This window comes from Micromonospora coxensis, assembly GCF_900090295.1.
Taxonomy (GTDB): domain Bacteria; phylum Actinomycetota; class Actinomycetes; order Mycobacteriales; family Micromonosporaceae; genus Micromonospora; species Micromonospora coxensis.
In genome coordinates this window covers 63,552-77,547 of record NZ_LT607753.1, presented here as the reverse complement: position 1 = coordinate 77,547, position 13,996 = coordinate 63,552, and the positions used below count along the sequence as shown (strand labels likewise).

11 protein-coding genes are annotated in these 13,996 nt (G+C 75.4%); 7 read left to right on the top strand and 4 right to left on the bottom strand.

The features are described from left to right. Positions 1–188: 188 nt before the first annotated feature. From GA0070614_RS00355 to GA0070614_RS00330, 6 genes are all read left to right on the top strand, one after another. On the top strand, positions 189–683 hold the full coding sequence (locus GA0070614_RS00355) for a hypothetical protein (RefSeq protein WP_088974100.1): 495 nt from the start codon (positions 189–191) through the stop codon (positions 681–683). Continuing rightward, complete coding sequence (locus tag GA0070614_RS00350; protein WP_088974099.1) at positions 683–2,083, top strand: hypothetical protein; 1,401 nt, start codon at positions 683–685, stop codon at positions 2,081–2,083. The genes GA0070614_RS00355 and GA0070614_RS00350 overlap by 1 nt, the downstream gene beginning before the upstream one ends. Then, positions 2,080–3,660 carry a vWA domain-containing protein gene (locus GA0070614_RS00345; RefSeq protein WP_088974098.1) on the top strand — a complete coding sequence of 527 codons (1,581 nt, stop codon included), beginning with the start codon at positions 2,080–2,082 and terminating at the stop codon, positions 3,658–3,660. Before GA0070614_RS00350 ends, GA0070614_RS00345 begins: the two co-directional genes overlap by 4 nt. 13 nt (positions 3,661–3,673) lie before the next feature. Further along, the gene (locus tag GA0070614_RS00340) at positions 3,674–4,786 is read left to right on the top strand and encodes an ATP-binding protein (RefSeq protein WP_088974097.1); all 1,113 of its coding nucleotides are present in this window, start codon (positions 3,674–3,676) and stop codon (positions 4,784–4,786) included. Next, positions 4,783–7,590 carry a DUF5682 family protein gene (locus tag GA0070614_RS00335; RefSeq protein ID WP_088974096.1) on the top strand — a complete coding sequence of 936 codons (2,808 nt, stop codon included), beginning with the start codon at positions 4,783–4,785 and terminating at the stop codon, positions 7,588–7,590. Before GA0070614_RS00340 ends, GA0070614_RS00335 begins: the two co-directional genes overlap by 4 nt. An 85-nt stretch (positions 7,591–7,675) precedes the next feature. Further along, complete coding sequence (locus GA0070614_RS00330; RefSeq protein ID WP_088974095.1) at positions 7,676–8,014, top strand: MmcQ/YjbR family DNA-binding protein; 339 nt, start codon at positions 7,676–7,678, stop codon at positions 8,012–8,014. Here the strand turns inward: GA0070614_RS00330 and GA0070614_RS00325 are convergent. Then, on the bottom strand, positions 7,956–9,524 hold the full coding sequence (locus GA0070614_RS00325; RefSeq protein WP_088974094.1) for a flavin-containing monooxygenase: 1,569 nt from the start codon (positions 9,522–9,524) through the stop codon (positions 7,956–7,958). The two genes, GA0070614_RS00330 and GA0070614_RS00325, sit on opposite strands and share 59 nt — an antisense overlap. A 43-nt stretch (positions 9,525–9,567) precedes the next feature. After that, positions 9,568–11,085, bottom strand: a complete 1,518-nt coding sequence (locus tag GA0070614_RS00320; RefSeq protein WP_088974093.1) for an acetyl-CoA acetyltransferase — start codon at positions 11,083–11,085, stop codon at positions 9,568–9,570. A gap of 57 nt (positions 11,086–11,142) precedes the next feature. On the opposite strand from GA0070614_RS00320, the gene GA0070614_RS00315 reads away from it, so the two are divergent. Further along, complete coding sequence (locus tag GA0070614_RS00315; RefSeq protein ID WP_088974092.1) at positions 11,143–11,571, top strand: type II toxin-antitoxin system Rv0910 family toxin; 429 nt, start codon at positions 11,143–11,145, stop codon at positions 11,569–11,571. On the opposite strand, the gene GA0070614_RS00310 is transcribed toward GA0070614_RS00315, so the two are convergent. After that, positions 11,551–12,234 (bottom strand): TetR/AcrR family transcriptional regulator, encoded by a 684-nt coding sequence (locus tag GA0070614_RS00310; protein ID WP_088974091.1) that lies wholly within the window; start codon positions 12,232–12,234, stop codon positions 11,551–11,553. The two genes, GA0070614_RS00315 and GA0070614_RS00310, sit on opposite strands and share 21 nt — an antisense overlap. Before the next feature lie 33 nt (positions 12,235–12,267). Then, complete coding sequence (locus tag GA0070614_RS00305; RefSeq protein WP_088974090.1) at positions 12,268–13,947, bottom strand: GMC family oxidoreductase; 1,680 nt, start codon at positions 13,945–13,947, stop codon at positions 12,268–12,270. Positions 13,948–13,996: the final 49 nt, after the last annotated feature.

The following is a 13,996-nucleotide window of genomic DNA, read 5'->3' as shown; positions in this document are numbered from 1 at the left end:
GCACCGCGACCCCGGCCCACCCGCCGGGGCGGGCGGCGCCGGCCGACCGCCACGGAGTCCGGCGTGGATCGTGTCGTACCCGTGGTCCATGATCCATGTCGTCACGGCGGCGTCGGTGCGATCCGACGGCCGCCTCACCATGGGCGTCGCCGGTCTCCCGGCGGGCGGGGAGGTCGGAAGTGACGGACATGGACGGGGCCGCCCAGCGGCGCAGCGCGGTGCGGGTGGTGCCGCCCGCCCGGCCCCGCAAACTGGCCAAGGTGCCCTTCGTGGAACTGGCCGACGGGCGGCTCCAGGGCGTGGTGTCCAGCGGGTCGGACATCGAGCGGGTGTACGTCTCGTCGGTCGCCTCCGGCACCCATGCCTACCACTGCAGCACCAACAACAACCGGCCCTGCGGCGGCCTGCGGGGCACCCCCTGCAAGCACCTGCACGCCCTGGCCGACGAGGCGGTGCTCCAGTACGGCGTCGACCGGGTCGCCCGGTACCTGCGGGTCGAGGCCGGTGACGAGGTGCAGACCGGCGGGCAGCTGATGAGCCGGTTGGACGCCCGGCACGAGCCGACCTCCGCCGCGGTGGTGTTCAGCCGGTTCCTGCGCCACCTGGCCTACCTGGAGCTGCCCGGCAGCAGCACCCCGGCACCCGAGCTGCACTGGTTCCCGGCGACCGGGGCGGGCCGCTGATGCTGGGCACCCACCTCACCGCGCTGCACGACGGCGACCCGGCCGGGCTGGCCGACGCGCTCGACGTCGCCGCCGGATTCGACGACGCCCTGATCCGGGGCCTGGCCCGGGTCGGCGAGGCCGACGCGGCCGCGCTGACCGCCCTCGCCGGGGCGGTGGCGTCCACCCCGCTGGCCGACCGGGTGGCCGAGGCGGTGGGCAAGGTGACCGCCGGCTCCGTCGCCGAGGAGCACCTGGCCGTGCTCGCCGGGGCGCGCACGGCGTTGTTCGGCGCCGCCCACGACGCCCTGCTGGCCCGGCTCGACACCGCGCTCGGACGCGAGCGCCGGCCGTGGACGCCCGCCACCACCGCCGGGCCGACCGAGGTGCCGCCCGACCCGGCCGGCGCGCGGGCCTGGCTGCACGAGCTGGCGGTGACCGGCTGGCGCGGCGTCGACCACGAGTTGCTCGCCGCCGCCGACGCCCCGATCGAGTCCGCCCTGGCCACGCCGGGCACCCGCCGGCTGGCGGTCCTGCTCGACGGCCTGGCCGCCGAGCTGCGGGCCTGCGTCCCGGTCGCCACCATGCCGCAGCCGCCGAGCCGCCGCTGGGCCGACCTGTGGAGCCGGGGGATGCTGCTGGCCCAGGCCGGGCCGGTGGACCCGGGGACGGTGGAGCGGGTCAGCGGCCGGCTGCTGCCGCTCGGGGTGGACGTGCACGAACACGACACGGCGGTGCAGGTCCAGCTGCACGCGGTCCTCGAACCGGCCGACGGGAGCGCGCCCCGGCTGGTGCGTACGGCGGTGGGCGCCGCGAAGGTCGACACGATCTCCGGTCCGGCGCTGTGGCAGCTGCTGCAGGCCCACCCCGTCCTGCTGGACGCGCTGGCCCAGCGGCGCGCCGTGACCGTCGACGACCTGCCGCTGCACGGCGCGGACCTGCTCTGGCGCGACGAGGCGGCACGCCCGGCCGAACCGGCCGACCCGTTCGCCACCGCGCGGGTGCTGCTGCCCGCCGCCGTGGCGTCGGCCGCACCGCCGCTGGACCGGCACCCGGCCGTGCTCGCCGAGCCGGTGCTGCTGGAGGGGTACACGGTGCACGACACCGACGGCGGCCCCGAACTGGAGCTGGACGGGCAGCGCATCGCCCTGGCGGTCGACCGCCTGCCGTCCTGCGGACCGGTCACCCCGGAGCTGGTCGTCACCTCGTCGGCCTGCATCGGCCTGGCCCGCTGGGACGCCGGCCGGTGGCGGGTGCAGCCGCTCGCGGTCCGCTCGACCGTCAAGCGCAAGGTGGTGGAGGCGCACACCGGCGACTGGGCGGTCGGCGTCACCGACCCGAAGGTGGCCAAGGCCGAGGCGAGGGCGGGCGACGCCGTGGCCGTGCTGCGCGAGCGCGCGGGACGGTTGCTGCGCCGATGACCGAGCCGATCCCCACCCACGACCTCGCCGACGCCAACCGGCGGCAGGTGCTGTACTGGCGGCTGCTGGCCCGGCTGTTCGACCCGGACGAGCAGCCCACCCTGGAGTCGGCGAGCGTGGCCGTCGTCGACGACCTCGGCCTGCCGGCGGCGCTGCTCGACCCGGCCGTCTCGGTGGACACCGTGGTGCAGCGCTTCCCGGCGCTCGCCGACGAGCTGCGCGGCCTGCTGACCCCGCCCGACGAGACGCCGTCCGGGGTGGCGACGCCCGCCGGGTCCGCCCTCGGGGCGGGCGCCGATGCCGCCCCGGCGGCGGTCGCCGGGGCGGCGGAGTCGGACGTCGACAGCGGCTGCGCCACGGCGGCCGGTGACCGGGCCACCGGCGTCGTCCCGGGGCCGGCGACGGCCGACGCGGACCGGCCGGGTGCGGCCGGCGGCGCGGACCCGGAGCCCGCGACGGCCGGCGGCGCGGACCGGGAGCCGGCGACGGCCGGGGTCGCCGAGGTGCACCGGCCGGGTGCGGCCGAGGTGCGCCGGGCCGCGCTGGTGTCGAAGCTGCTGCTCAACGTCTTCGCCACCGGCGCGGGGCCGGTCAGCGCCGGACAGCTGGCCCGCTGGCAGTCCGACGCCGGCTGGTTCGAGCAGGCGTGCGGGGCGGCGCCGGGCGAGCTGCGCCGGCAGAGCGGCGGGCTGGGCGGCACGCTCGCCGGGCTGGAGGGCGACCTGGTGCGCCGGATGCACCTGCGCGAGGTGCTCGCCGATCCGGCGCTGGCCGCCCGGCTGACCCCGAGCATGTCGCTGATCGAGCAGTTGCTGCGGGACAAGGCGAACCTGTCCGGGGTGGCGCTGGCCAACGCCAAGGCGCTGATCCGCCGCTTCGTCGACGAGGTCGCCCAGGTGCTGCGTACGCAGGTCGAGCAGACCAGCGTCGGGACGATCGACCGGTCGGTGCCGCCGAAGCGGGTGTTCCGCAACCTCGACCTGGACCGCACCATCTGGCAGAACCTGACCAACTGGAGCCCGGACGACGAGCGGCTCTACGTCGACCGGCTCTACTACCGGCAGACCGCCCGCAGGACCACCCCGTCGCGGCTGATCGTGGTGGTGGACCAGTCCGGCTCGATGGTCGACTCGATGGTCAACTGCACCATCCTCGCGTCGATCTTCGCCGGGCTGCCCAAGGTGGACGTGCACCTCATCGCGTACGACACCCGGGCGCTGGACCTGACGCCGTGGGTGCACGACCCGTTCGAGGTGCTGCTGCGCACCAACCTGGGCGGGGGCAACGACGGCCCGGTGGCGATGGCGCTCGCCCGACCCAAGATCGTCGAGCCGAGGAACACCGTCATGGTGTGGATCTCGGACTTCTACGAGTTCGACCGGTCCCAGCCCCTGTTCGAGGGCATCGAGGCCGTGCACCGCTCCGGGGTGCGGTTCATCCCGGTCGGCTCGGTCAACAGCTCCGGCCAGCAGAGCGTCAACCCGTGGTTCCGGCAACGCTTCAAGGACCTGGGCACCCCGGTCATCTCCGGTCACATCCGCAAACTCGTCTTCGAGCTCAAGAGCTTCCTCACCTAGGAGTCATCACCACATGTCCGAGATGTTGCGTGCCCCCGCCGAGGTCAAGTACGCCGACGAGCTGGACTACCTGGAGTCGGTCGACACCGGGCCGAAGCCGTTCTCCTGGCGGCTGAGCCCGCGCATGGTGCGGCTGTTCGTCCTGGGCTCGGAGCGGGCCGACGGCCTGGACCGGGAGATCGCGCAGAAGTGGTTCGGCGACCGCAGCTTCGTCGAGCGGAGCATCGTCACGCTCGCCTCCGACCGGGGCCTGCTGCTCATCGGTGACCCGGGCACCGGCAAGAGCTGGCTGGCCGAGCTGCTGTCCGCCGCGATCTGCCGCAACTCCACGCTGGTGGTGCAGGGCACCGCCGGCACCACCGAGGACCACATCAAGTACTCCTGGAACGTCTCCATGGTCATCGCCCGGGGGCAGTCCCGCGAGTCGATGATCCCCTCGCCGATCATGACCGCCATGGAGCAGGGCGTCATCGGCCGCTTCGAGGAGCTGACCCGCTCCACCAGCGACGTGCAGGACGCGCTGATCTCGATCCTGTCGGAGAAGTACGTCTCCATCCCCGAGCTCAACGACGACAACATCGTGTTCGCCAAGCCCGGGTTCTCGGTCATCGCCACCGCCAACAGCCGCGACCGTGGCGTCAACGACCTGTCGTCGGCGCTGAAGCGGCGGTTCAACTTCGTCCGCATCCCGGTGGTGACCAACAAGCGCAGCGAGGCGGAGATCGTCCGGTTCCGCACCGAGGAGCTGCTGCGCCGGCACGCCATCGAACTGGACGTGCCGCCGACGCTGCTGGACATCCTGCTGCAGAGCTTCGCCGACCTGCGGGCCGCCGCCGCGTCGGCCACCAGCGACGACGAGAAGCTGGAGTCGGCGCTGTCGACCGCCGAGCAGATCGGCGTGCTGGAGGACGCGATCCTGCACAGCCAGTTCTTCGGCGACCGTACCCTGCGCCCGGAGACCCTGGCCGGGTCGCTGATGGGGTCGCTGGCCCGGCGCAGCCCGGAGGACCTGGCGATCCTCAACAAGTACCTGCACGGCGTGGTCGAGCCGCGGGCCAAGCAGGACGGCGGCGGCTGGGCGGGCTTCCTCGACGGCGGCCGCCAGGCGATCGCGTCGCTGTCATGACCGGGCCCGCCCCCACCGGCCCGTTCGCGGCGCTGCGCGAGCAGCTCGCCGAGGCGGCGGCCACCTTCGGCGGCTCTCCCGACGCGGTGGCCGGCATCCTCGCCGGCATGGTCGACGACGTCGACCGCGCCCTCGGCGAGCCGCTGGAGATCTTCCCGGTCTGCCACCACTCGCCGGCCTCCGCGCTGGCGATGGTGCGCCGGCTGCGGGCCAAGCAGCCCAAGGTGATCTACCTGGAGCTCTGCGAGGATCTCCAGCCGCTCTTGGGCGAGCTGCGCAACTGCCGCCTGCCGGTGGCCGTGCAGGCGTTCGCCTCGGAGCTGGAGGGCTTCCCCGCCGAGTGGGGTCCGCTCAGCGTCGTCGCGCCGGTCACCGAGGCGTCCGCCGAGTACCAGGCGATCGCGTACGCGCTGGACACCCCGGGGGTCGAGCTGGTGCTGGTCGACCGCTCCACCGACCACGTCTTCCAGTGGACGCCCCGCGACGACGGTCCGGCCGACGGCGGTGACACCGAGCCGCCGGCGACCCTCGACGAGGACGCCGCGCTGCACGGCGACGCGGTCGGGGTGGAGATCGGCGAGCTGCGGCCCCGCTTCGCCGAGCTGGAGGCGTACCTGCTGCACCACGGCAAGGTGCGGCACTGGTCGGAGTGGTGGGACCAGTACGTCGAGCAGCCCCTCGCCGACGCCGACCACGACACCTACCGGCAGGTGATGGTGCTCATCGGCAGCCTGTTCCGGCGGCTGCGCCCGGCCGGGTCGGAGCGGACCGACCGCGACGAGGACCGGGAGCGGTACATGTGGACGCGGATGCGGCAGCACCTGGCCGCGTCCGGGGCCGACCCGGCCGACTGCCTCTACGTCTGCGGGGCGTTCCACGCCGCCAGCCGGGTCGCGCAGTTCGGGCTCGCCGCCGACGCCCCGCCCTTCGAGATCACTCCGCGTACCGGCACCCGCTGGCGCTACGGGCTGATCCCGTCCAGCCACTCGGCGATCGAGGCGCAGTTCGGGCTCGCCTCCGGCGCGGTGTCCATCGCCGCGGCGGGCTGGCAGAAGGCGGTCGCCCGCTCCGGTCTGGCGCCGTTCCGCCTGGACGGGCAGCGCGGTGGGCGGACCCGGCGCGGCAAGGGCGGGCCGGCCGCCTCCCCGGCCGCCCCGGTCACCGACCGGCTCTCCGGGTTCCTGGCCGCGCCGCCCACCCCGGGCGGCCTGGACGAGGCGGAGCTGCGCGGCTGGTGCGTCGACATCGTGCGGCTGGCCCGGCGCAACGGCTACCTGGCCAGCACCGCCGACGCGATCGCGGTGTTCGAGACGTCGATCCTGCTGGCCGGGCTGCGCAACCGGGCCCGGCCCACCCCGTACGACTTCGCCGACGCGGCCGTCACCTGCATCGAGAAGGACGTGGTGCCCGGCCGGCGCGACGTGCGGCGGCTCTGCGAGATCCTGCTCGGCGGCGACCGGGTCGGCCAGGTCGGCTACGACGCCCTGCCGCCGCTGGCCCGTGACGTGCTGGACCGGCTGGCTCCGCTCGGGTTGGACCTGGAGAAGCGGACCGTGCAGCGGGCGCTGCTGGACCTGCACGGCGATCCGGCGCTGGCGCCCTGCTCCGATCTGCTGTGGATGCTGCGCCACCTGCTCCCGCCGGACGCGGTCCGTCCCATCATGGGCGAGCGCCGGCTGGGGCACCGGTCGATCCAGGAGAGCTGGGACCTGGCGCTGGGCCGCAACCAGCGTGCCCTGATCGAGCTGGGGTACGAGGGGGTGACCGTCGAGCAGGTGCTGGAGCAGCGGCTGCGCCGGGCGGTGCGGGGTCCCCGGGCGACGGCGGCGGTCGCCCTCGGGGCGGTCGAGGACGCGATCCGGCTGCTGGACAGCCCTCGCCTGGTCGACGAACTGGGTGCCCGGGCGGTGGAGCTGCTCGCCGCCGAGCGCACCGTCGACGACGCCCCGGAGGTGCTGCGCCGCATCCGTCGGCTGCTCGCCCACCACCGGGCGTCCGGGGCGCTGCCCGCCTGGTGCCGGGCGTTCGTCACCACCGGCTACGCGCACTACTGCACCCTGCTGCCCACCGCCGTGGTGGACGAGGAGACCGGCGTACGCCAGGTCGGGGCGATGCTGGGGTTCCTGTTCGGCATGGAGGGGCTGGCGTTGTCGCTGGGCTGCGACCGCTCGCAGCTCGAACTGGCCGTCGCGCAGTCGCATCCGGAGAGCCCGGCGAAGGTGGCGCTGCTCTGGGCCGCCCGCCACCAGCTCGGCCTGCTCTCGCTGGCCGGGTTGCGGGAGCGCTGCGCGCAGCTGCTCGGCAACCCGCTGGTGGTGCCGGCGTTCCCGCAGTACCTCTCCGGGTTCGTGCAGGCGTTGGAGCCGGTGCCGGCGCTGGCGCCGTTCGTGGTGGAGACGATGTCGACCGCGTTCGCCCGGCTGCCCGACCCGGTGCTGCTGCCCTGGTTGCCGACGCTGATCACCACCCTGCGGGAGCAGGGTCCGGAGCTGGTGCCGCTGCTGGTCCGCGAGGCGGGGCGGACCTTCCCCGGCACCCTGCCGGCGCTGGACGCCTGGGTGCCGCCGTGGATCGCGCCGGCGCCGACGGCGGTGGCGGCTCCGGCCGTCGTGGCGGGGCCGGTCGCCGCGCTGCTCGCCGCGCATCCGGAGCCGGTGGACGCGGTGGCGGCGCTGTTCGGCTGCGACGCCGCCTGGCAGCCGGCGGACGTGCCGCCGGGTGCGTCGGAGGTGGCCGGGCTGCTGGCGGCGCACCCGGGCACGGTCGACGCCGTGGCGGGGCTGTTCGCGGCGGTCGGGCGGTAGCCGACGACTGTCGGCCGGCTCGCGGGTCCGGGAGGTGGACCCGCGAGCCGGCCGGGGTGTCGGGGGTCGGCGCTAGGGTGCCGGGGTGGTCACCGTCGCCGACGTCCGTGCCCTGGCCCGGACGCTGCCCCGCAGCAGCGAGCACCTGATCCACGACCGGGTGAAGTTCCGGGTCGGCCGGCTGGTGTACGTGGCGTTCTCGCGCGACGAGCAGACCATGGGCTTCGCCTTCCCGAAGGAGCAGCGCGCCGGTCTCGTCGCGGCCGATCCGCAGCTGTTCCTGCTGCCACCCGCGTCCGACCTGCGGTTCAACTGGGTGTGCTGCCGGGTCGCGCGGCTCGACGAGGCGCAGATGACCGAACTGGTCACCGAGGCGTGGCGGATGGTGGTGCCGGCGTTCCTCGCCCGGCAGCGGCTGGGCTGATCCGGCCGTAGTCGGCGGGCCGGAACCGGGCGGTGGCGCGCCGGTACTCCCCCGCCAGGCCGGGCCAGTTGGTGACGACCCGGCCGCCGGGGGTGCGGTACCAGCTCTGGCACCCGGTCCAGACACTGCCGGCGAGCCGTCGTTGCAGCTCGGCGTCGTAGGCGGCGGCCACGTCCGCGCGTACGTCCAACGGTGGCCCGCCGGCGGCGATCAGGCGTACCGCCTGGGCGATGTAGCGCGCCTGGGCCTCGTGGAAGTAGACCACCGAGGTGTTGCCGGTGTTGGTGTTGGGGCCGTACACGAGGAAGAGGTTCGGGAAGCCGGGCACCGCCATGCCGAGGTAGGCGTGCGCGCCGTCGCGCCACACCTCGTCGAGGCGGCGGCCGGCGCGTCCGGTGACCCGGATCGGGGTGAGGAAGTCGGTGGCGGCGAAGCCGGTGCCGTAGACCAGCACGTCGCACGGGTGGGTGCGGCCGTCGGCGGTGCGGACGCCGTCCGCGGTGACCTCGACGATCTTCTCGGTGACCAGGTCGACGTCGGGTCGGGCCAGGGTGGGCAGCCAGTCGCTGGTGAACAGCACCCGCTTGCAGCCCATCGGCTCGTCGGGGGTGATCCGGGCGCGCAGGTCGGGATCGCGCACCTGCCAGCGGCGCTGGGCGGCCGACAGGGTGCGCAGCAGGGCGCCGGCGGCCCGGTTGCCGGTGACGGCGAGCCCGGTCACCACGGTCATCGCCCAGACGCCGGCGCGGGGCAGGCGCATCAGCCACGGCCACCGCCGGTACGCCGAGCGGCGCAGCGCCCCGTAGCGGCGGTCCGGTTTGGGCAGCGTCCACGGGGCGGTGCGCTGGAACACGGTGACGTGCGCGGCGCGGCCGGCGATCGCCGGGACCAGTTGGATCGCGCTGGCGCCGGTGCCGACGACCGCGACCCGGGCGCCGTCGACGCGCACCGTCGGGTCCCAGCGGGCGGTGTGCACGGCCCGGCCCCGGAAGCGGTGTGCGCCGGGCAGCGCCGGCACCACCGGGCGGGAGAGCTGCCCGACCGCCGGGATCAGCACGTCGGCGACGACCTCCTCGCCGGCGCCGGTGCGCAACCGCCAGCACGAACCGGCCTCGTCCCAGGTGGCGTCGGTGACCTCGGTGCGCAGCCGGACCCGTGCGGTGACGCCCAGGTCGTCGGCGCAGCGGCGCAGGTAGCCGAGGATCTCCGCGTGCGACGGGAAGCGCCGCGACCAGTCCGGGTTGAGCGCGAAGGAGTACGAGTACAGCGGCGCGGGGATGTCGCAGGCGCACCCGGGGTAGCTGTTGTCCCGCCACACCCCGCCGATCCCGTCGGCCCTCTCCAGCAGCACGACGTCGTCGTAGCCGGCCCGCAGCAACGCGGCGGCGACCGCCACCCCGCCGAACCCGGAGCCGATGATCGCCACCCGGGGCGTGCGGGCGCCGGCCACGTCGGGCACTTCCCGCCCGGCGCTGCGCGACGGTGGGGAGGATCCGGTGGTGTCGGTCATGGCGCTCCCTCACGGCGACCGGCGGCGGCGCCCGCCGGCCGGGTCAGATGGTGAACGTGGCGTCGTCGAGGCGTACCCGGGCGCCGATCGGGTCGGCCTGCGCCACGGCGGTGACGGTGTCGGGGTCGGTGCTGCTGGCCAGGACGCGGGCGCCGTCGGGCAGCAGGCAGCTCGCGTACGCGGCGGACGGCGCGCCGTCGCGGTCGTAGGTGGCGGTCCAGGACTCCACGACGGCCTCGCCCCGGTGCCCGTCGACGAGCCGGCGGCGGGGTGTGGCGTCCACCTCGGGCTGCACGTCGGCGTACCGGAAGCCGGTGGGCGGTGGCGCGGCGGTGAGGACGGTGACCGCGTGCTTGGTGAGGAACCAGCCCACGGCGGTGGCGAGGGCGGCGTCGTCGGGCTCGCCGGCGCGCAGCCGTCCGGTCAGCTCGGCGAGCGCGTGGAAGGTGTAGCTGCTGGCGGGCCCGCCGGCGAAGGTCAGGCCGCCGGTGACGGTCGGGGTGCGCCGGTCGAGGTCGACGCCGAGTTCGGCGGCGGCGACCTGCACGGCGGACGGGAAGCAGGAGTAGAGGTCCAGGTGGGCCAGGTCGTCGACGCCCCGGCCGACGGCGGCGAGCACGGCCCGTCCGGCGGCGGCGACGGCGGGCGAGCGGTGCAGCTGGGCGCGTTCGCCGACGTGCCAGTGGTCGGTGGCCCCGGCGCCGGCGGCGACGAAGACCCACCGGTCGCGGGGCACGCCGAGGGCGGCGGCGGTGCCGGCGGAGCAGACGAGCACGGCGGCGGCCTGGTCGACGGCGATGTTGGCGGTGAGCAGCTTCGGATAGGGGTGGGCGACCAGCCGGTTGGCCGGTCCGACGGTGGTGATCCGGTCGGCGTCGGGCGGCTCGTCGTCCACGCACCCGTACGGGTTGGCCGCGCCGACCCGGGCGAACCGGGCCCACAGCTCGCCGAGCCACCGGGTGTGCGCGGCGGCGGGGACGACGTCGGCGGCGTCGCCGTCGCGCAGGGCGGGCCAGCCGCCGGTGGCGCGGATCGCGTTCTCGAACAGGGGGTAGTAGTTGAGCGGCTGGTAGAGCCCGGCGCGTTCCTCGGCCGGGTGCGACGGCGCGCGGTCGGTGCCGAGGACGCGTGGGGCGCCGGGGACGTCGGGGGTGTCCGGGTCGTCGGCGAGTCCGGCGCGCAGCGCGCGGATGCCCTCGCCACCGGCGAGCAGCGTCACCTGGTCGTCGCCGGCCCGGATCGCCGCGGCGGCGTGGTGCAGCAGGTCCAGTGGCGCGGTGCCGCCGGGGCGGGTGGTCAGGGTACGGCCGGCGGGGGCGCCGAGCGCGGCGGCGAGGGTGGCGGCCGGGTCGGTGGCGGACCAGCTCAGGCAGTGGGCGACGCCGACGGTGCGCAGCCGGGCGCGGACGGCCTCGGCGGCGCCGGTGTCGTCCAGCGCCCGCTGGGCCGCCGCGCGGACGAGCGCCGCCGCCGGGGTGGCGCCGACGCGGTCGCGGTGGGCGGCCTGGCCGACTCCGATGAGGACCGCAGCGGCCGGGTCGACGCCGGCGGGGCCTGTCATGCGGCCGAACGTAGCAGCTTGTTGACATGCTGCCAATAGCTTCGTAGCGTCCCGGTCATGACGACAGTGATCTCCACCGTGGAGCTGCCCGCCGCGCCCGAACGGGTCTGGCCGGTGCTCGCCGGGCCGGCCGAGCTGGGCCGCTGGCAGACCACCCACCTGGGCTACCAGGGCGCCGAGCCGGCCGCCTTCACCGACGGCACGACGTTCACCCAGAAGGTGCGGGTGATGGGCATGCCGGCCGAGGTGACCTGGACGGTGGCCGAGGTCGCCGAGAACGCCCGGCTCGCGATGACCGGCAGCGGGCCGATGGGGATCACGCTGCGCAGCAGCTACGAGGTCGAGCCGACCGCCGACGGCTCGCGGGTGCGGCTCTGCCAGCAGGTGCAGGGCACCGCCGTGGCCGCCGTCGCCGGGCCGCTGGAGCGGGAGCTGCGCAGCGCCCAGGAGCAGTCCCTGGCCCGGCTACGCGACGCCGTCGGCTGACCTCCGCCGGGTGCCCGAGGGCCGGGTGTCCGGCGACCGCCCCGGGCCGGCGACCACGGCGGGCACGACCTGCTCCACGATGGCCAGCAGCGTGGTGGCCAGCAGCAGGTGCACCTGCTCCCGGGTCAGCGCGTCGCGCTGCAGCCACTCCCGGGCGGTCGACGTGGCCAGCCCGCCGTAGGCGCGGATCATCCCGCGCAGCTCCTCGCGGTGGCTGGTGACGTCGGCCAGCCCGACCGCGACGAGCACGCTGTCCGCCGCGACCTCCTCGGCCTCGCTGAGCACCCGGGCGACGTCGGCGTCGTGGCCCATCCCGCCGGCGGTGACCGCCGCCAGCCACGAGGTGCTGTGCCGGGAGACCACGTCGAGGAACCAGGCGACGCTGGCGTCGACCCGGGTGCGCAGGTCACCGGCGGGCAGCCGCTGCACGGCCACCTCGGGGATCGTCACCATCACCCGGATGACCTCGAGGTACAGGTTCTTCTTGGTGCCGAAGTAGTGGTTGATCAGCCCTCGGGCCACGCCGGCCTCGCGGGCGATGTCCGTGGTCGACACGTCCGCGTACGGGCGGGCGCCGAAGAGCCGGACGGCGCAGGCCAGGATCTGCCCACGGCGGGCGTCGGGCTCCAGCCGGCGGCGTCGGGGTTCGGTGTCAACGCTCACCCGCCGACCCTATCGGCAGCTCACGGGCCCGGCCTAGGTGAGCCGCAGGGCGGCCGAAGCCGACGGCGGCACGGCGGGGCGCCGGGGCGGCACGGGGTCCACCCGCCGGTAGCCCTGCCCGAGCGCCGGTCGCGGGTCGGGCTGCCCGGCGTGCGGCCACATCGCCACCGCCCGCTCGGCGAGGGCGGTGATGGTCAGCGACGGGTTGACCCCGAGGTTCGCGGCGACCGCCGAGCCGTCGATCACGTGCAGCCCGGGGTGCCCGTACAGCCGGTGGTAGGGGTCGATGACGCCGTGCGCCGGGTCCGGCCCGATCGGGCAGCCGCCGATGAAGTGCCCGGTGACCGGGCGGCCGACCAGTTCGGTGAGCGCGCCCAGCGGCACCCCGTCGATCTTGTCGGCGACCCGGCGGGCCACCTCGTGGGCGGCCGGCACCCAGGTCGGGTTCGGCTGGCCGACGCCCTGCCGGCTGGTCAGCCGACGGCGGCCGAGCGGGCCCCGCCGGGTGTAGAGGGTGATCGAGTTGTCCAGCGGCTGCATCGCCAGCAGCACGACGGTCTGCTCCGACCAGCGGCCGGGCCAGGCGAGCAGGCGCAGGTCGCGCCAGCTTCGGGCCAGCTCGCGCAGGCCGGCGGCCCAGCGGGGCCGCCCGCCGGTGTCGTCGACCAGCACGGTGGCCAGCAGGCCGAGCAGGTTGCTGCCGGGGCCGTAGCGGACCGGCTCGACGTGGGTGACCGGGTCCGGGTGGATCGACGAGCCGATCGCGACGCCGTGGCTGAGGTCGGTGTCGCGGCGGCGGGTGCGCGCGCCGAGGATCGACTCGGAGTTGGTGCGGCTCAGTTCGCCGAGCCGCGGCGAGATCGCCGGCAGCAGTCCCCGGTCGCGCATCCGGTGCAGCAGCCGCTGGGTGCCCAGCGCGCCGGCCGCGAAGATCACCTGACCGGCGGTGAACCGGCGTCGGCGCGGGCGCAGCGTGCCGCCGGTGCGTCGGGTGTCGACGGCGTACCCACCGTCGGGCAGCGGGCGTACCGCGGTCACGGTGGTCAGCGGGTGCACCACCGCCCCGGCCGCCTCCGCCAGGTACAGGTAGTTCTTGACCAGGGTGTTCTTGGCGCCCTGCCGGCACCCGGTCAGGCAGGAGCCGCAGAGCGTGCAGGTCCGCCGGGCGGGCCCGGCGCCGCCGAAGAAGGGGTCCGCGACGGCCGCGCCGGGTGCGTCGCCGAAGAGCACCCCGACCGGGGTACGCCGGTACGTGTGCCCGACCCCGAGGTCGTCGGCGACCGCCCGCAGTGCCCGGTCGGCGGCGGTCTCGACCGGGTTCACGGTCACCCCGAGCATCCGCTTCGCCTGGTCGTAGCAGGGGGCGAGTTCGGCCGCCCAGTCGGTGACGTCGGCCCACTGCGGGTCGGCGAAGAACGCCGGCGGCGGTTCGTAGAGGGTGTTGGCGTAGCCGAGGGAGCCGCCGCCCACCCCGGCGCCGGACATCACCAGCACGTCGCGCAGCAGGCTCAGCCGCAGGATCCCGTAGCAGCCGAGCGCGGGGGCGTAGAGGTAGCGGCGCAGCCGCCAGGAGGTGGTCGGGAACTCGGTGTCGGCGAAGCGGCGGCCGGCCTCCAGGACGCCGACCCGGTAGCCCTTCTCGGTCAGCCGCAGCGCGCTGACGCTCCCGCCGAACCCGGAGCCGATGATCAGGACGTCGTAGTCGTACGTCATGGCGTACGGTGGCACCGTTGTTGTCACCGTGTCAACAAGGGTCTTCCCC